The organism is Neobacillus sp. S1115 (genome assembly GCF_055385565.1).
Genome location: NZ_AP038275.1, coordinates 2,976,839 through 2,994,803 on the forward strand (window position 1 = coordinate 2,976,839; position 17,965 = coordinate 2,994,803).

The following is a 17,965-nucleotide window of genomic DNA, read 5'->3' on the forward strand; positions in this document are numbered from 1 at the left end:
AAAATCACCCCTTTTTTGGTAAATTTTTTAGTGCCTACCCCATAAATTTCGAAGATGCGAGACAAAGCTGCGAAAGAACGGAAGCGGGTCGTCCCACTTGAACAGCGCCTCGACTTTTTTCCCGGAAAGACCCTTCAGCCACTCGAAAAATGTCATCTCGCCAAGTTTTTTCTTTTGCCGGAAGGACAAGAAATCACGAACAAAGTAAACCCATTTGATTCCATCCTTCTGCACTACGACCGGCTCCGGATCTTGATTCGTAAGTGATAAATAATATAAATAGGCTAAATCAACCCCACAAGCTATCGATAAGCCTTGAGTCAAGCCGATTCTTGGGTTAATTTCGATGAATTTAAACTTTCCGTCTCTAGGATCCTTCTTAAACTCAGCAATGGCCAATCCTTTCATTTCAATTGACTTTAGAAAGGGTACAGCAAGCTCGATGACTTCCTCCTCCCTTTTGCTGACGACCAATGCCGAAGAGCCAAAGTGCGGCGGAAATTGATGGAGCTTTTGATTCATCCACAGACCCTTTAAATCCATCTTCTTATCAAAAAAGGTTTTAACGGAGAAAATAGCATTCTCTTCACCTGGTATGGCTTCTTGAATCATTAGCTCTCCAAATTGACGATAAAAAAGATATTCCTCTTGTAGCTGAGCGGCATCTTCAATCAAGATGGCTTTTTTATAAAGCTTGTGGTCGATATTAGAGCGAAAATGAGAGGAATGAACAGGCTTTAAAATACAGGGGAAGATCAGCTGCCCGATAATTTGTTCTAGCTGCTGCTCATCGTTTACGATAAAAGTCTTTGGACAGGGAACTCCGAATTTAACGGCTAATTCATAGGTGAGACGTTTATCGAGGACGGCTTCGATCAGAGAGTGCTCTGGCAATAAAAAACGATAGTATTGCGATAAAACGTATCTATTTTTTGAAATAAAATGAACATAATCATCTGAGCCTGCTAACATGACCGCTTTCTGAGAAAAGTTAAGTCCAACTTGGCAGAGAAAATATAGCAGCTCCTCTTCCTCCGTCACCGGATTCGGACAGGCGCCACAAACGGCATGCCGCGTTTTGCCAATTTTGTATTTTCCTAAAGTGTCAAACGCGTAAACCTTAATTCCTTTTTGGGCCAGGCTTCTGACGATACCGATTCCGGTGGCACTCATATCAAGTACAACGGCAGGGATATCGTGATGCACACGTTTCCCTCCTTTCATAATAAAGATTGATAGATTCCAGCTATTTTTAGAGCCATAGAATTCACAGTTAATTGTTTTTTCGCATAGTTCCGTGCCTGCCTCGCCAATTTTTTCCTTAAGGTCTGTTTCTTTACGAGCCTAAGTAGTTTTTTGGCGAGCTGTTTAGAATTGGCGGGCTCTGCTATCAGTCCGGAATATTCATCACGGATGATCTCAGGAATGCCGCCGCAATCAGTTGTTAAAATGGCTTGCTTGGCAAACATCGCTTCAATGACTGAAATCGGCAAAGTATCACTTGTCGTTGGTAACACAAAGATGTCAGATTCGCTTAAAAGATCCGGAATATCGGTTCTCTTCCCCAAAAATATAACATTTTTCAGTTGAAGGTCCTGAACCTGCTTCTCGAGTTCCTCCCGCATCTCCCCGTCACCGACAATACGGACTTCTACATTTCCTAGTTTTTTCTTAAGAAGGGCAAGTGCCTCGAATAAATATTTATGGCCCTTGCGCGGGCGAAGACGGGAAACGCAGGTAATCACGACGCTGTCCCGCTGTTTCGCCGCTTTCACTCTTTCAAATTGGATACCGGTATAAACGGTCGTCATCTTTTCATCTTCTGCTCCTAGATTTTGCAAAAGAGGCCTGAATACTTCGCACAAGATGACGATATGACTGGCGTTTATTACGGCTTGTCTATCAATTTCAGAAAAGTAGAATTCCTCTAACGATCCCTTTTCAATTAGATTGAACTTTAAGCGGCGCTGGGTCATAAAACCATGCGGAGTGAATAATAGTGGTTTGTTATATTTCTGATTTAATTTTGCCATCACCAGTGCAGTAAACCGGTCTTGCGAATGAATAATATCGTATTCTTTTAAATCCACACTTTTTGCCAAAGCTTCAAAAACAGATAAATCACAATAATTTCTTAAAATTTTTTGATTATAACTCCCATAACGGTTAATGAAAAATTGTTTTGCATTCTCAGTAATCTCAGACCGAAGCTTTTTCACTTCATCCCTTGGAAATTGATTCGGGCTCAAAACATCGACCTGGTGCCCCAATTCCTCAAGCCCGCTCTTCAAAGCCTCAATATAATTTTGCAAGCCCCCCACAAACGGATATTCCCAAAAAGTTGTCATTAAAATACGCAATTTATCATTTTGAGAACTTATGGAAGAAGGTGTTTGACACCTTTTTCCATTATCCTCCAGTTGTTCTGTTAATCCATAATATTTGTCCATTTGAGTGATGAGCTGCGGGAATAAGATTTGTGTGGAGGGTGGTTCATTTTTTTGTTCTTTAGTCACTACCAAACCCTCCTGATGATTTCAAATGCTTCGGCATATTCGACACCGACCGTCATCCCGCGGACTCGAGCCAAATAAGTGACTCCCTCATAAGAACGTGGATGAGGATAAGGGCGCATTTCTACATCATAATGCTTTAGGGCACTGATTTTATCATGAATGGTATCGGAAATATCAACAAAATAATTAGGTTTAAATTCCTTGTCATTTGTGTGCTGACTCCATTCACTCGAGGAAACTGTTTCGAAGCAGAGAATCTCTATCGGTCGCCTGCCGGGCAGCGGCCGGGCTGCCGTAAGGACCGCTTGAAACAAAACCTGATGATCTCGGTTTAGGTCACCATAATGATGGGTAAAAATCATGCATGGGTCATATTGGGCGATTAGTTTTTCCACTTCCTTATTAAGTTCGTGCAAGGGCATCATTTCTAATAACAGGTTCGGCATTTCTAAAAAAACGGTTTCTTCCACCCCTAGTTGTTCATTTGCTTTTTGCATAAAGGGCTTGATATGATTCTCCTCTTCCTTCCTCCCTTTTGCAGCAACAACGGTTACAACCTTATAGCCGTGATTAATTAATTTTTTTATCGTTCCGCCGATTCCGAGGATTTCGTCATCGGGATGTGCTGCAACCACGAGAACTGTCTGATTCACTGTTCCACCTCACCTTATAAAAATGCTTTCTTGTAATTATATGTAAAAAGCGTATCAGGGACAGGGACACCCGTTCAGGAACAATGAAAACGGGCAGATTTTTTGGACATTATTTGGTAAAAACTAGAGTATGAAAAAATTTTGGGGAGATGAATGATTTGAAAGTAACGGATGTGCTTGTACAATGCCTGGAGAACGAAGGTGTGGAATATATTTTTGGAATCGTCGGAAAGGAAACGCTGGATTTTGCGGAATCCTTGTCAAAATCGGAGCAGATCCAGTTTGTAAATGTCCGGCACGAACAAAGTGCCGCTTTTATGGCAGATGTTTATGGGAGGTTAGCTAATAAACCTGGTGTTTGTACGTCCACTCTTGGACCCGGTGCCGCCAATCTAATAACTGGTATTGCCAGTGCCCAGCTCGACCATTCACCGGTCGTGGCCATTGTCGGCCAGGCGGGCTTGAATAGGCAGCATCCGGAATCCCATCAATTTGTCGACATCGTCAAATTGTTTGAACCGGTCACAAAATGGAGCACGCAAATTCTGGAGTCCCAATCCCTTCCAACTGCAATCCGAAAAGCTTTTAGAACGGCAAAATTAGAAAAACCCGGCTCTGTAGTGGTCACCCTCCCGGAAAATCTGGCAGCGCAGATGATCCCAAACAAACCTCTGCCGGTGCCGCCGATTCCAGATATGGTTCCTGATATGGTGGCGATAAAATATGCCGTCCGCCTTATTGAAAATCATCTTAAGCCATTTGTCATTGTCGGAAACGGGGTCATCCGTCAGGATGCTGGGGACGCACTGCTCTCCTTTATCGAGGCCCTCGATGCCCCAGTCACACATAGTTTTATGGCCAAAGGGGTGCTGCCAAAAGATCACCCTCAGCAATATTTTACATTTGGCTTTAATGAGCAGGACGAAGTTTTATCTGGGCTAGAAGAGGCAGACCTCCTCATTGTCATAGGGTTTGATTTTGTTGAAAAATTGCCAAAGGACTGGAATCCGAAAAAGCTGCCGGTTGTCCATATTGATACAGTTCCGGCAGAAGTAAATGAGTATTACCCAGTCCAAGCTGAATTGGCCGGAAATATCAAGAAAACACTTGAAATGCTTGTGCAGCAAAAGCTTCCGCACAAAACATGGGCCCCATCAGGCGGCCTTCAGGAAAAAATAAAAACAGCTTATCAAACAGAGCAAACCGATTCGAATTTAACGATCGAAAACATTCTTCATATAGTTGAAAAATGCACCAACGAAAACGCAATTGTGATTTCCGATGTAGGGGCCCATAAAGTTGCAATTGCCCGAACCTATCAGCCTAAAAAGCCGAATAGAACGATAATCTCAAATGGGCTGGCTTCAATGGGGATTGCCATCCCGGGTTCCATTGGCGCGAAGCTTGCCTCCCCTTCCGACCAGGTTATTTGTATTACCGGAGACGGCGGAGCTTTAATGAATATTTCCGAAATCGAAACCGCCAAGCGTTTAGGCCTTTCTTTTATCATCATTGTCTTAAACGACTCAATGCTTAAGCTTGAAGTCCAAACTATGAACAAAATGTTTGGAGAAAACTACGGCCTTACCTTCGGGAATCCTGATTTTGTCCATTTGGCCGATAGCTTCGGCATTAAAGGTTTCCGGATCGAAACGTTGTCGTATTTTGAAAAAGTTTTTAAAGAGGCACTTGCCTCAGAGGAAATCGTATTGATTGATGTTTCCATCTGAAGTAACCCATGACGGGATATAAAAAGGCGGCTCCACCTTAGATTTTTTTGGTGGAACCGCCTTATGTTTAGGCACTTGTTTTCTCAGCATTTCCTCGTTTATGCATTACCTGTAGGCCGAATAAAAGCGCGAACGCCACCAGCCCGACAATGTCGCTTATTTTTTCCGGATAAATTAAGCATAAACCGGCAATCAAGGCGACAATTCGTTCTAACCAGTGCATTTTTCTCATCCAAAAACCAATTACACCTGCACTGATGGCAATCATCCCGATAAACGCCGTAAAGACCACCCAAATCACATAAGTCCAGGTTGTATTAATCATTAGCAATTCCGGTGAAAGCACAAACATATACGGGATGATAAATGCACTGATCGCCAGTTTAGTTGACTCCACCCCTGTCCGGAATGGTTCACCTCCCGATATAGCCGCTGCAGACATCGCAGCTAAGGCCACTGGCGGTGTGATATCGGCGACAATCCCGAAATAAAACACGAATAAATGGGCTGATAAATCTGGGACCCCTAATAAAATGATGGCTGGTGCGGCAATCGTGGAGGTGATGACATAGTTGGCCGTCGTTGGAGAACCCATGCCCAATATCAGAGAAGCGATCATTGTCAAAAATAAAGTCGGCAACAAATATCCACCGGATAAATCGAGCAAGCCATTCGCCATTTTCAAGCCCAGCCCCGTCTTCGTCACCACCCCAACAATGATACCGGCGGCTGCTGTAGCGGCGGCCACTCCGAGGGCCGACCTCGCACCATCTGCCAACGCGTCGATGATTCCTTTAAAACCGATTCTGGTTTCTTTTTTAATCGCACTTACCACCACGGTAATAACGATTGACCAAAGAGCCGCGCGGATTACACTCATCCCGGACATCAACAACAGAACGATGGCAACAATAGGAAGCAATAAATAAAGCTTGCTGAATACTTCTTTCCGGTTTGGCATCTCTTCCTTTGTCAACCCGCGAAGGCCGATTTTCTTAGCTTCGAAATGAGTCATAATCCAAATTCCGGTAAAATACAGGACAGCTGGGATCGCCGCAGCTTTAGCAATGTCCCAGTAAGAAATCCCGTTTCCGATAAACTCGACCATGAGGAAGGCCGCTGCCCCCATTACCGGCGGCATCAACTGTCCCCCGGTTGATGAGGCTGCCTCAACTGCCCCGGCAAATTCCTTTTTATAACCAAGGTTTTTCATCATCGGGATTGTAAAGGCCCCAGACGTTACTACATTGGCGACAGAACTACCGCTGATTGTTCCCTGCAAGGCACTTGAGAAAACCGCCACCTTGGCCGGCCCGCCGACACTTCGTCCCGCAATCGCAATCGACAAATCGTTAAAGTATTCGCCCACTCCTGTTTTAATTAAAAAAGAACCAAATAATAAGAACAAAAAGATGTAGGTAGCAGACACTGCAATCGGTGTTCCCAATATGCCTTCTGTTGTAAAAAACATCGTTTGCACGAGTCGGTCCAGTTCCAAGCCGCGGTGCGCTAAAAAGCTGGGCATGTAAGGACCGAAAAGTGCGTACACCAAAAAAACTATCGCAATAATCGCGATGGGCAGACCAACCGCTCTGCGGGTTGCTTCCAACACCAATACAATTGCTGCTAAACCTACATAAAAGTCTAGATCAGTAAGCATACCAGCCCGTAACACCAAGTCATTGATCATGAGCGGCCAATAAGCGCCAACAACGACTGAAATGGCAGCTAAAATATAATCGTACCAAGCAACCTTATGCTCTTTCCCACGTTTTTTCTTACTGGCCGGAAAAAGTAAAAAAATAAGCGCTAATGCAAAACCTAAATGAATAGACCTCTGCAGTTGGGCAGTTAACACTCCGAAAATTCCTGTATAGAGATGAAATAAAGAAAAGGCCAACAGAATGGCAAACACAATCCAGCCAATCCTGCCCTTCAGCTTTCTTGCTCCTGCTTCCGGGTCGTATTTTTCTAAAAGCTCCTGCTGTTGTTCTTCAGACAGTGCTTCTTCATAAGTACTCAAGGATGTTCACTCCTTTCCAAATTTGAAATATATTCAGTTTCCGTATTTCTACATTAACGACTGTTCCCGGTTTAATGGTATGCGCTAAAGGATATTCCTTATGATTAAAAATGACGCGGTGATTGGCCCGGACCTGTCCGATTCGCAAATAAAAGGATGGGAAAATTCGTTTCATGTTCTTGATGTAATACTTTCCGTTGAGCTGTTCAAAACGTTCTCCCTTATCGGCATTTGCCGGCATTCCGATTGATGTATCCTCATACTCTAATTCATATTGCTGAATTTGCTGATCAGCGGTGATTTTGTAGCTTTCCACTACGTCAGACAGGTGGATCGAATGGGTGTACTTAATTTGAAAGGTGGATTCATTGTTTACTAGAATAAAAGCGGCTTTGGCACTTGAATGAACCGGTGTGAACACAAGCGCCTGCCGGAGTGGAATGAGTGCTATTACAAGCATAGCGATAGATAAGCAAGTAGCTAGCACGATGAATATTTGTGCTATTTTATTAATTTTCATTTTTCCTCCTTAAATAATGAAGAAAACGAGACCGGCTAGCGTATGCCAGAGCCGGTCAATAATTGTGAACAAGATAGTTTTATTGGGCCTTGACGCCTTTCTCATCAAAGTATTTTTTTGCTCCCGGATGGACATCAATCCCTACCCCATTTAGGGCATTCTCCACTTTAATGAGCTTCCCTTTGGCATGGGTCACTTTATCGAGATTTTCAAAAATGGCTTTCGTGATATCGTATACGACTTGCTCTGACAGATCACTTCTTGCTACAAGCATGGCCTGGACAGCTACAGTAGAAACCACAGAACTAAGCCCATAAGTTCCGGATGGGACTTCATCCTTGATATAGTATGGATACTTTTTAATCAGCGTGTCGATTTTATCCTGGGCAATCGGGACAATCACCACGTTTTCTGTCGCGGATAGGCTCTCTACAGCTCCGGTTGGCGTACCTGCCGTTACGAATGCTGCATCAATTGTCCCGTCCTGAATTCCTTGGGTAGATTCATCAAAGGAAAGGTCCTGCTTTTGAATATCATTGAAGCTAAGGCCATGGACTTCGAGAATTTGCTCTGCATTTGCTGCTGTTCCGGAACCTGGTGCTCCCACAGAAACTTTTTTCCCCTTCAAATCTGCTATGGATTTGATACCTGATTTCTTAGTCGTGACAATTTGAATGGTTTCCGGATAGAGGGTGGCAATAGCCTTAATATTTCCGACCTTTTCCTTGAACATCAGCTTACCTTCAACAGCATAAGCCGCAATATCGGTCTGGGTGAAAGCAATTTCTCCGTCACCATTTTTTAAGGTGTTCATATTTTCTGCGGAAGCTCCTGAAGTCTCAACGTTTGCTTCTATTCCTGTGGCATCCTTAATAATCTTGGCAAAAGAACCGCCCAGTGGATAATAGGTCCCGCCTGTTCCACCGGTCAAAATACTGATGAATTTTGGCTTTTCTTCTGATTTTTCACCGCCGCTTGTCCCGGTTGTGGTCTCTTCCTCCTCCTTCGTGCTGGAACCGCATGCTGCCAGAATCATAGACATGACCACAACAAAAATCATAGAGAGAAGAAACGTTTTCTTTTTCAATTGTAGATCCCCCTTTAAAAATTTTCTGTCTGTCGTAACTATCTTTATTAAGTAGAAGGAGGAAACTTGTCATTTATGGTTAAATTAGTTCTTTAGTCCTAATTCTTGATTATGGCTATTCTATTTCGGATAAAGTAATAATAGAAAAAAATGGACTGTTATAAATAACAGTTAATTAAACGAGGTTGGTAATATGGCTCGAACGATAAAACAAAAAAATAAGCAAGAAGTTTATTCTACTCGAAATGTCTGGTCGGGCTTCCTGTTTGGTATTGGATTGGTGGCATTTATAGATGAGACTTTTTTTCATCAGCTTCTCCACTGGCATCACTTCTATGACAAATCCACTACTGGAATTGGTCTGGTTTCTGATGGACTTTTTCATGCGTTTAGTTGGATTTCGACTGTAGGGGCATTGTTTATGGTGGCAGATCTGCGCCGCCGGAACGCATGGGAGACAACAAGATGGTTAGCAGGTATGTGCCTCGGTGCAGGTTTATTTAATCTATATGATGGCATCGTACAGCACAAACTGTTGAAGCTTCACCAGATTCGCTATAACGTTGAAATATTGCCCTATGACATCGTATGGAACGTTCTGGCAATAATGATTATAATCGCAGGCTTCATTCTTCTACGCCGGGCACGGAGAAAATCTTTGCCTTCAGGAGAAATGACAGAAAATGCAATCCAATAATCATGTTACTCATTATTTGGACGATACATTTTTACAGGTTGTCCTTTTATTGCCGCTCGTGCTGGTATTGTTTTTGTATCTGTTAGCAGTTTCCCTATTAAAATTTCGTAAAAAAACATGGCCGTTGAACCGGACATTTTTCTTTGTTTTTGCTATATGTTGTGCTGTTGCCGCGGTTAGCGGACCCTTAGCTATGCGGGCCCATCAGGATTTTACAGCACATATGCTCAGCCACCTGCTTTTGGGGATGCTGGCTCCCTTATTAATGGTATTAGCGGCTCCGATGACAATAATTTTACGAACATTAAACGTGAATGCTGCGCGGAGACTTGTTACCTTTTTAAAAAAGAGGTATTTTCTGTTTCTTAGTGATCCGGTTGTTGCATCTCTGATAAACGTGGGAGGACTTTGGGTTCTTTATACAAGTGACCTTTATATGACTATGCATGAACACCCCCTTGTTTACGTGGCAGTCCATTTACATGTCTTTCTTGGAGGATATGTATTTACCTCCGCGCTTGTTTATTTTGATCCAATACCGCATCGAAGAAGCTTTATATACCGTGGAATTGTGATGGTAACGGCGTTTGCCGGACACGGAATCCTTTCCAAGTACATCTATGCCCATCCTCCTGCAGGAGTATCTGCAGAGCAGGCTGAGTTAGGGGGTATGTTAATGTACTATGGAGGCGATGCAATTGATCTTATTATTGTCGTTATTTTTTGCTATCAGTGGTATAAAGAAAACTCGCCGATTGGCAAGCCCCTAAGGGCGAAGACAGAGGCGTAGTTGCACTTATAATTTCTTATTAGCCAAAGAAAGCCGCCCTCGTGTGACGGCGGCTTCAGAAAGCAAAACACTTTGAAAAATTGGATATGTCTCTAATAAGAATTAAATGATTTGGTTCTTCAATTTACCGATGCCGGTGATTTCTAGCTCTACGGAATCGCCGGGCTCTAACCATCGGTGAACCTCTGGTCCAAGCTCGAGGAGGCAGCCCGTTCCGACAGTGCCGGATCCAAGGATATCTCCAGGGTAGAGCGTGACTCCAGCCGATGCCCTTTCGATCATTTGTCCAAATGAGTAATAGAGATCTTTAGCATTTCCTTTTGATAGCAGTTCTCCATTTACTTTGGCTGTCATCGTTAAATCAAAGCCGCGGCCGAATCGATATTTTTCAAGCTCATCCTTCGTGACGATGACAGGTCCGATGGTGGTCGCAAAGTCCTTACCCTTCGCCGGCCCTAGCCCGATTTTCATCTCTTTCTGCTGCAGATCACGGGCCGACCAATCGTTAAATATGGTGTAGCCGAAAATATAGTCTTCAGCTTCCTCTGCCTTGATGTTCTTCCCTTCCTTGCCAATGATGCAGCCCAGCTCCAATTCATAATCCAACGCGAAACAGCCGGGAGGACGTTCTATTTTTTCATTGTGGCCCGACAAAACTAAATGGTTGGTAAAATAAAAGGCAGGTAGTTCATACCATTCTTCGGGTACCTTACGGCCTGTTAGTTTCCTGGCATTCAACACATGCAATTCAAAAGCCATAAAATCCCTTATACTTGGCGGATTTGGCAGTGGAGCTGTTAGTGAAACTTCGTTTAACTGAGCAGAGGGCTCCGCAATGCCCTCCAAACTCTTCAACATTGGCAAATATCCAAAATAGTTCTTAATTAACTCTAACAGATTATCAGGCAGCTCACCGTTGCTGACGAGATTCATATCATAAACGTTCTCATCCTTAATCCAGCCGGCTTTTTGGCGGCCGTTTGCATCAATAAATGTTATAAATTTCATTCCTATTGTCTCCTTTATTCAAAAATGGCAACTGGTCTCGCCCAGCCTGCGCTGGCACCTGTTATTTTGACAGGGAAAACCGCTACTTTGAAGCCGAATCGTTTTGGCAGTAATTCCAAGTTTGCCAGTTTTTCAATTTGGCAGTATTCTGCTTCCTTGCCGACAAAATGGGCCGCCCACAGGACGCCATCACGCGGATTTTGCTTATAATCGGCAGCCTGATGATAAAGCGGAATGTCCCAGCCCCAGCCGTCTGTTCCCATGACTTTTATTCCTTTTTGAATGAACCAGCGTGTTGCATCCGCCGAAACGCCTGCATGCATTGCTGCATAGTTTTCTTCGAAGTATTTTTTATCGGCATCTGTTCTTATCAAGACAATGTCATAAGGTTTCAGCTGATAGTTCATTTCTTGCAATTGTTTTTCTAAATCTTCTATTTGGATTTTATAGCCCGGCTGTTTTTCTCTAAAGTCAAAGAGAACACCATTTCCATAGAACCATTCGAGAGGCAGTTCGTCGATTGTTCTTGATGGTTCTCCTGCTGTTTTGGCCGCATAATGCCACGGCGCGTCAACATGTGTTCCGGTATGTGTTGTCAGCGTGACCGTTTCTACCGCCCAGGCAGCGCTGTCCGGAAAATCACTGCCCTTTAATCCTAGGATTTTGGCGGCCTGCTCGGCCCCCTGTTCGTGCGATTCATAGATGATTTCAGGCGGGAAAGGCTCCTTCGCTCGAATATCCAATGGAACACTTAAATCAATAATACGCAATTGGCTGCGGTTCATTTATTTACCCCTTTTCCGTAAAGGTATAGGTTGGACATTTTCCGTTTACGACTGAAATCATAACAAATATAGGTTAAAAATGTTGTCGAAATTTACCAATGAGTATGTATTGACTCATCAAAAAAAAGTGTTAAGGAAATTAATCCTTAACACTTTTTTCAATTTAAATTTATTTAGAATGTGCCGGCTTCAGCAGGACACTTACCAACCGGTCCATACCCTCCTGAATCCGTTCAGGTGAAGAATGGCTGAAGTTTAGGCGGAAGGTGTTATACTTTGGCTGACCTACATAGAATGGAGCTCCTGGCACGAAGGCTACACCCTTTTCAACTGCCTGATGCAGCAATGCGGTGGTATTAATCTCTTCATTGGCTTCCACCCACATAAACATGCCGCCTTTCGGTTCAGCACATTTGAATAAGTCAGTGCCGAGCTTTGCAAGGTAATCCCGCATAATCGTCATTCGAAGATAATACTCGCGGCGGATTGTTTGGATATGGGAATCCAAGTCAAAATCGCGCAGCAGATAATATAGTGCCTGCTGGTCTAGACTGCTCGAATGCAAATCGTTCATTTGCTTGGCTTTCGCCATCATTTGAATGATTTCGATCGGACCGGTTACCCAGCCTGTGCGCAGTGCAGGAACAACGGATTTCGAGAAGGTACTCGTATAAACGACATGGGTACGTTTCTCATCAAGTGATGCCAGCGGCTGGTAATACTCGTCGTCATGGAATTGAATATCCCCGTATGGATCGTCTTCTAATATCAGAATATTATATTGATAGCAAAGATCTAGTAAATGCTGGCGTCTTTCCGCGCTCCAAACCTTGCCGTCAGGATTGGAGAAAGTTGGAATGACATAAACAAATTTAGGCTGGTATTGTTCCAGTTTAACCTTTAAATCCTCAGGGTCCATTCCCTCCTGATCACTATGGACAGCAATTACCTCCGCCCCGTATGAGTGGAACACTTGCAAGGCTGATAGATATGTAGGGTCCTCGGTGAGAACAACATCCCCTTCGCTTAGCATGATTCTTGAGAACAAATCAATGACCTGCTGAGATCCCGTTGTAACCAATATATTTTCAGGGGAAGATGTAATTCCCTTTCGCTCCATTTTAGTTTGAATCATTTCACGAAGCGGGATAAAGCCTTCAGTTAAACCGTATTGTAAGGCGTTGTTTCCTGAGGTAAAAACCTTATCATAGGCAGTTCTTACCGCTTCCACTGGGAAAATGTCCTCGGCAGGCAGACCTCCGGCAAATGAAATGACATGAGCCTGCTGCGTTACCTTTAGGATATCCCTGACAGCTGATGATTCAAAGCTTTGAGTACGAGATGCAAATGGATAATTCAATGTTAGTCGCTTCCTTTTTTGAAAAATAAATAGTTCAATTTAATGCTATTTTACTAAAGCATATAATTAAAAATTGATATTATTTTAAATAGTATAATATAAAATCCTTAGATGCAAGAATTTATTTCAAAATGTTTTGAAAAATTGAAACCATTCGCTTTCCTAAATAATTTTAAAGTAGTATTATAATTTAATAGTATAAACAGAATGTTTCAGACTAACTAGAAAGGGTAATTTACATGAAAAAAGGTGTTGCACTGTTAATCTTAGCCACCATTCTTTGGGGAGGTAATTACATATGCGGACGTTTTCTGGCACCGGCTCTGCCGGCAACGCTGCTAAACACGATTCGATGGGGTATATCAACGATCCTTCTTTGGGGAATACTTGCCTTTAATAAAAAGGATTTCCCTATCCTAAAAAAATGGAAGGAATTTTTGATTCTTGGGTTTTTTGGGGTCTTTGCTTTTTCAACCTTAAATTACTTAGGATTAAGATCCTTAAGTGCTTCTCAAGCTGGAATGATATCTGCAGGGATTCCGATTGCCATCTTGCTGTTTACACCGTTTGTTTTAAAGGATAAGATTCATGCTAAATCGTGGATTGGTGCTGTCATTTCAGTGATTGGTGTGATGATTTTAATTCAGGGAAAACAAGGCGGGGCATCCCACAGCTCCCTAATCGGAGAAATTGAGATTCTGTTATCCTGCTTGGCATGGGGAATGTATACCGTTCTTTTGAAACGCTACGGGAAAAGTATGGATCCGTTAACCATGACGGCCGGCGCATCCTTTTATGGCACCCTATGGAGCGCGTTAAGCTGCATAGGCACCGTCGATACGGGAATGATCCATATGACCGGTTCCGCCTGGCTTGCAGTCGTCTACGTTAGCACGTTGGCTTCTGTTGTTGCCTTCTTCTCCTGGAGCGCAGGAGTAGAAATGGTTGGACCGGCACTAGCGGCGCCATTTATCAATTTGCTGCCCGTTTGGACCGTTGTATTTGGTGTATTGTTATTAGGAGAGAGCGTGTCGTTGGCAACCCTGCTAGGAGGCATCATAACCATTATAGGTGCTGTTCTTGCAACCTATCAAACTCCAAATAAAAGTAAGAAAAGGGGCATGACCCGCACTGCCTAATGCACAGCGGCTTCATGCCCCTTCTTATTTATTAGTCGTGGAAATTAGTTCCGTCTGTAACGGCTTTAATGATTTCAGCACGGATAACGTAGTCTCCGAAGTGCTCTCCTTCATTTCGTTCCTTCGCATAACGGCCAAGAAGGACGCTCAATTCATTTAGAATTTCTGCTTCACCAATGTTTTCACGGTACATTTTGTTCATACGGCTGCCGTCAAAAGCGCCCCCAAGATACAAATTGTACTTTCCGACCGCTTTCCCTATCAGCGCGATTTCTGACAGCGCCGGGCGGGCACAACCATTCGGACAGCCAGTCATGCGTATTGTAATTTCCTCATCACGCAGCCCGTTCTCATCTACAATCTCTTCAATCTTTTCAATTAGCTGTGGCAGGTAGCGTTCACTTTCAGCAAATGCCAACCCGCATGTTGGGAGCGCAACACACGCCATTGAATTACGGCGCAGTGCCGAATGGTGCTTACCATCCGTTAAGCCATATTGCTCCATTAATTCGGAAATCTTTTTCTTTTTCTGACTTGAAACATTGGCAATCACAAGATTCTGATTAGGTGTTAAACGGAAATCACCAGTATGAATTTTGGCTAGTTCCTTTAAGCCTGTTTTCAGCTTGTAATCTTCATAATCTTTCACCCGTCCATTTTCAACAAACAAGGTAAAATGCCACTTGCCGCCAACGCCTTTCACCCAGCCGTAGCGGTCACCATTATGGTCAAAGTGGTATGGCTTTGCCTCATCCAAGCTCCAGCCTAGGCGGTTTTCTAATTCTGCCTTAACGGTATCTAATCCAAGGCGGTCAATCGTATACTTGAAACGGGCATTCTTTCGGGCAGAGCGGTTTCCGTAATCGCGCTGAATCGAAATGGTCTTTTCAGCTAGCTCCACGATTTTGTCAGGAGTAACGAATCCGATGACTTTCGCAACCTGTGGATAGGTCGCTTTGTCGCCATGTGTGCTTCCCATGCCGCCGCCAATTGCTACGTTGAAGCCAGTAAGCTTGCCGTCTTCAACAATCGCAATTAAGCCAAGGTCTTGGGAAAAGACATCGATATCATTAGACGGCGGTACAGCAATCCCAATCTTGAACTTACGCGGAAGGTAAGTTGGGCCATACAATGGCTCCACTTCTTCCACATCTGGAGTTCCAGCTACCTTCTCCTCATCCAGCCAAATTTCATGATAGGCTCTTGTACGCGGCAATAAATAATCGCTCAAATACTTCGCCCATTCATATACTTCGGAATGAATCTCCGATTGATAAGGGTTCGGGTTGCACATTACGTTTCTGTTAACGTCGCCGCAGGCAGCAAGCGTCGTCAATAGCGAATTATGAATCTCTTGAATCGTATTTTTCATGTTCCATTTTAAAATGCCATGAAATTGGAACGATTGACGAGTAGTCAGTTTGATGGTGCCGTTGGCGTTCTTATCGGCAAGCCCATCCAATACCAGCCATTGTTCCGGTGTTACCACACCGCCTGGTGCACGGACACGGAGCATAAATTGATATGCTGGTTCTAGTTTCTGTTTTTGCCGCTCATTCCGAAGATCGCGGTCATCCTGTAAATAACTGCCGTGATGCTTCATCAAACGGTTGTCATCATCAGGAATACCTGAGCTCAACCGGTCCTGCATTACTTCCTTCAGCGTGCCGCGTAAATAGTCGCTTTCTACTTTAATACGCTCCACATCACTTGGCTTACCATCCGGTGCTTTTAAAATTGAGTTCACCATGTTGAAAAGACTCCTTTCAAAACCAAATCAATATACGTCACGCTGATAGCGTTTTTGCTGCTGCATTTCGGCTACATACTCTTCCGCTTTCTCACGGCTCATATTGCCTTCTTTTTCAATAATTTCAATTAAAGTGTTATGGACATCATGTGCCATGTGCTTTTCATCACCACAAATATAGAAGTAAGCACCTTCCTCAAGCCATTGGAACATTTCCTTGCTTTGCTCTAACATGCGCTGCTGCACATATACCTTTTCAGCCTGGTCGCGAGAAAACGCTACATCCATCTTTGTGAGTACGCCGTCCTTCAGCCATTTTTGCCATTCAAGCTGATAAAGGAAATCGGTCACGAAATGCTGATCGCCAAAGAACATCCAAGCTTTACCTTCCGCACCGTTTTCTTCACGCTCCTGCATGAATGATCGGAATGGCGCAGCCCCTGTTCCCGGCCCAACCATAATAATCGGCGCATCCTGGTTAACAGGCAGTTTAAAGTTTTCATTATGCTGGATGAAAATAGGCAAGGTATCTCCTGCTTCAAGACGCTCCGCTGTTAAAATTGAGCAGACACCCTTCCGTTCGCGGCCATGTGCCTCATAGCGGACGGCGCCAATAGTCAAATGAACTTCATCCGGATTAGCTGTTAGGCTGCTGGCAATGGAATATAGCCGGGCTGGAATTTTACGTAATACGGATACAAACTCTTGAGCCGATTCTCCCCATGCACCAAAATCTTGGACTAAATCTAGTAAATCTCTGGACTCGATATAAGCCTTTAATTTATCTTCATTTCCTGCTGCTACAAGCTCCTTCAACTCAACATTTGTTGAAATCTGAGCGATTTTTTCAAGCAATGGTTTTGTCAACACGGTAATTTCATAATATGACGTAAGCACATCTTTAAGTGGACGGGCATCCCCTTGTTTCACGGTAACAACTTCATCCGAACTCCATGATAATTCCTGAAGCAACCGTTCAACTAGCGCAGGATCGTTCTCTGGATAAATCCCTAGGCTGTCACCCGGTTCAAAGCTGAGACCTGATCCTTCAAGCGATAATTCAAGGTGACGAGTTTCTTTTTTCGAACCGCGGCCGTTTAAATTAATATTTTCAAGGACCTCCGCACGGAACGGATTTGTTCTTGAGTACACAGACTCAGCAGTTTGAATTGTTCCTACAGGAACAGGGGCTGATGCTGCACTTCCACTCTGAGCATCATTCAAGCTGCCAAGAACACCTTGCAGCCATTCACCTGCCGGCTCATCAAAGTCAACATCACAGTCAAAGCGTGGATAAAGTCTAGTGCCGCCAAGCTCTTCCAAACGTTTGTCAAAATCTTTTCCGGTTTGACAGAAAAACTCGTATGAGCTGTCTCCAAGTGCCAAAACGGAAAATTGCAGACCGTCAAGCTTTGGCGCCCGTTTTCCAAACAAAAACTCATGGAAGGATTTTGCGTTATCAGGCGGCTCACCCTCACCATGTGTACTAGCAATAATGAGCAGGTTTTGAACCTTTTTTAAATTGTTTGGTTTAAAATCACTCATCGACGAAACGGTTGCTTTAAAACCGATCCCCTCAAGTGCCTGACTTGCTTTTTTCGTCAGACCCTTGGAATTTCCAGTTTGCGATCCATAAAGAATCGTCACCTCTTTGGATACGCTTTGGGATTGTACAGGTTGCCCTGCCGGTGCTCCCAATACAATTGAATTCGCAGAGGCAGCAAAGTACCCGCTTAACCAAACTTTTTGCGATTCCGTTAAGCTTGGCAGAAGACGATTTAGGAGCTCTGCCTGCTCCTCAGTAAATGGACTGTTCAATACCTGAAGTTGCAAAAAATATCACTCCCCTAAGGAAAATAAGCCATTTTTGAAATTGCTTTAAGACATCATTTTCATTGAAAAATTGA

Annotated in this window: 15 protein-coding genes; 4 read left to right on the top strand and 11 right to left on the bottom strand. The window is 43.7% G+C overall.

Annotated elements, in window-relative coordinates:
* Window positions 1-27: 27 nt before the first annotated feature.
* The 3 genes from ACZ5B7_RS14425 to ACZ5B7_RS14435 are packed head-to-tail and all read right to left on the bottom strand — an operon-like array spanning window position 28 to window position 3,169.
* The gene (locus ACZ5B7_RS14425) at window positions 28-1,206 is read right to left on the bottom strand and encodes a carboxylate--amine ligase (protein WP_464494289.1); all 1,179 of its coding nucleotides are present in this window, start codon (window positions 1,204-1,206) and stop codon (window positions 28-30) included.
* 14 nt (window positions 1,207-1,220) lie between these two features.
* The gene (locus ACZ5B7_RS14430) at window positions 1,221-2,516 is read right to left on the bottom strand and encodes a glycosyltransferase family 4 protein (protein WP_464494290.1); all 1,296 of its coding nucleotides are present in this window, start codon (window positions 2,514-2,516) and stop codon (window positions 1,221-1,223) included.
* Window positions 2,516-3,169 (bottom strand): PIG-L deacetylase family protein, encoded by a 654-nt coding sequence (locus tag ACZ5B7_RS14435; RefSeq protein ID WP_464494291.1) that lies wholly within the window; start codon window positions 3,167-3,169, stop codon window positions 2,516-2,518. The genes ACZ5B7_RS14430 and ACZ5B7_RS14435 overlap by 1 nt, the downstream gene beginning before the upstream one ends.
* A 149-nt stretch (window positions 3,170-3,318) precedes the next feature.
* On the opposite strand from ACZ5B7_RS14435, the gene ACZ5B7_RS14440 reads away from it, so the two are divergent.
* On the top strand, window positions 3,319-4,899 hold the full coding sequence (locus ACZ5B7_RS14440; protein WP_464494292.1) for an acetolactate synthase large subunit: 1,581 nt from the start codon (window positions 3,319-3,321) through the stop codon (window positions 4,897-4,899).
* A 67-nt stretch (window positions 4,900-4,966) separates the two neighbouring features.
* On the opposite strand, the gene ACZ5B7_RS14445 is transcribed toward ACZ5B7_RS14440, so the two are convergent.
* From ACZ5B7_RS14445 to ACZ5B7_RS14455, 3 genes are all read right to left on the bottom strand, one after another.
* Window positions 4,967-6,922, bottom strand: coding sequence for a TRAP transporter permease (locus tag ACZ5B7_RS14445; RefSeq protein ID WP_464494293.1), 1,956 nt, complete (start codon window positions 6,920-6,922; stop codon window positions 4,967-4,969).
* Window positions 6,909-7,442 carry a DUF1850 domain-containing protein gene (locus ACZ5B7_RS14450; protein ID WP_464494294.1) on the bottom strand — a complete coding sequence of 178 codons (534 nt, stop codon included), beginning with the start codon at window positions 7,440-7,442 and terminating at the stop codon, window positions 6,909-6,911. Before ACZ5B7_RS14450 ends, ACZ5B7_RS14445 begins: the two co-directional genes overlap by 14 nt.
* A gap of 79 nt (window positions 7,443-7,521) precedes the next feature.
* Window positions 7,522-8,529 carry a TAXI family TRAP transporter solute-binding subunit gene (locus ACZ5B7_RS14455; protein WP_464494295.1) on the bottom strand — a complete coding sequence of 336 codons (1,008 nt, stop codon included), beginning with the start codon at window positions 8,527-8,529 and terminating at the stop codon, window positions 7,522-7,524.
* A gap of 193 nt (window positions 8,530-8,722) precedes the next feature.
* On the opposite strand from ACZ5B7_RS14455, the gene ACZ5B7_RS14460 reads away from it, so the two are divergent.
* Window positions 8,723-9,226, top strand: coding sequence for a DUF2243 domain-containing protein (locus ACZ5B7_RS14460; protein WP_464494296.1), 504 nt, complete (start codon window positions 8,723-8,725; stop codon window positions 9,224-9,226).
* On the top strand, window positions 9,213-10,016 hold the full coding sequence (locus tag ACZ5B7_RS14465) for a cytochrome c oxidase assembly protein (protein WP_464494297.1): 804 nt from the start codon (window positions 9,213-9,215) through the stop codon (window positions 10,014-10,016). The genes ACZ5B7_RS14460 and ACZ5B7_RS14465 overlap by 14 nt, the downstream gene beginning before the upstream one ends.
* Window positions 10,017-10,118: 102 nt before the next feature.
* Here the strand turns inward: ACZ5B7_RS14465 and ACZ5B7_RS14470 are convergent, their stop codons facing one another.
* The 3 genes from ACZ5B7_RS14470 to ACZ5B7_RS14480 form a co-directional block, all read right to left on the bottom strand.
* Window positions 10,119-11,024, bottom strand: a complete 906-nt coding sequence (locus ACZ5B7_RS14470; RefSeq protein WP_464494298.1) for a fumarylacetoacetate hydrolase family protein — start codon at window positions 11,022-11,024, stop codon at window positions 10,119-10,121.
* Window positions 11,025-11,038: 14 nt separating this feature from the next.
* A complete protein-coding gene (locus ACZ5B7_RS14475; protein ID WP_464494299.1) occupies window positions 11,039-11,809 on the bottom strand; it encodes a cyclase family protein in 771 nt (256 codons plus the stop codon).
* Between the two features lie 169 nt (window positions 11,810-11,978).
* Window positions 11,979-13,169 carry an aminotransferase-like domain-containing protein gene (locus ACZ5B7_RS14480; RefSeq protein ID WP_464494300.1) on the bottom strand — a complete coding sequence of 397 codons (1,191 nt, stop codon included), beginning with the start codon at window positions 13,167-13,169 and terminating at the stop codon, window positions 11,979-11,981.
* 239 nt (window positions 13,170-13,408) lie between these two features.
* On the opposite strand from ACZ5B7_RS14480, the gene ACZ5B7_RS14485 reads away from it, so the two are divergent.
* Window positions 13,409-14,308, top strand: a complete 900-nt coding sequence (locus ACZ5B7_RS14485; RefSeq protein ID WP_464494301.1) for a DMT family transporter — start codon at window positions 13,409-13,411, stop codon at window positions 14,306-14,308.
* 31 nt (window positions 14,309-14,339) lie between these two features.
* Here ACZ5B7_RS14485 and cysI read toward each other — a convergent pair whose 3' ends face one another.
* Window positions 14,340-16,058, bottom strand: coding sequence for an assimilatory sulfite reductase (NADPH) hemoprotein subunit (cysI, locus tag ACZ5B7_RS14490; protein ID WP_464494302.1), 1,719 nt, complete (start codon window positions 16,056-16,058; stop codon window positions 14,340-14,342).
* 27 nt (window positions 16,059-16,085) lie between these two features.
* The gene (locus ACZ5B7_RS14495) at window positions 16,086-17,891 is read right to left on the bottom strand and encodes an assimilatory sulfite reductase (NADPH) flavoprotein subunit (protein ID WP_464494303.1); all 1,806 of its coding nucleotides are present in this window, start codon (window positions 17,889-17,891) and stop codon (window positions 16,086-16,088) included.
* Window positions 17,892-17,965 lie beyond the last annotated feature (74 nt).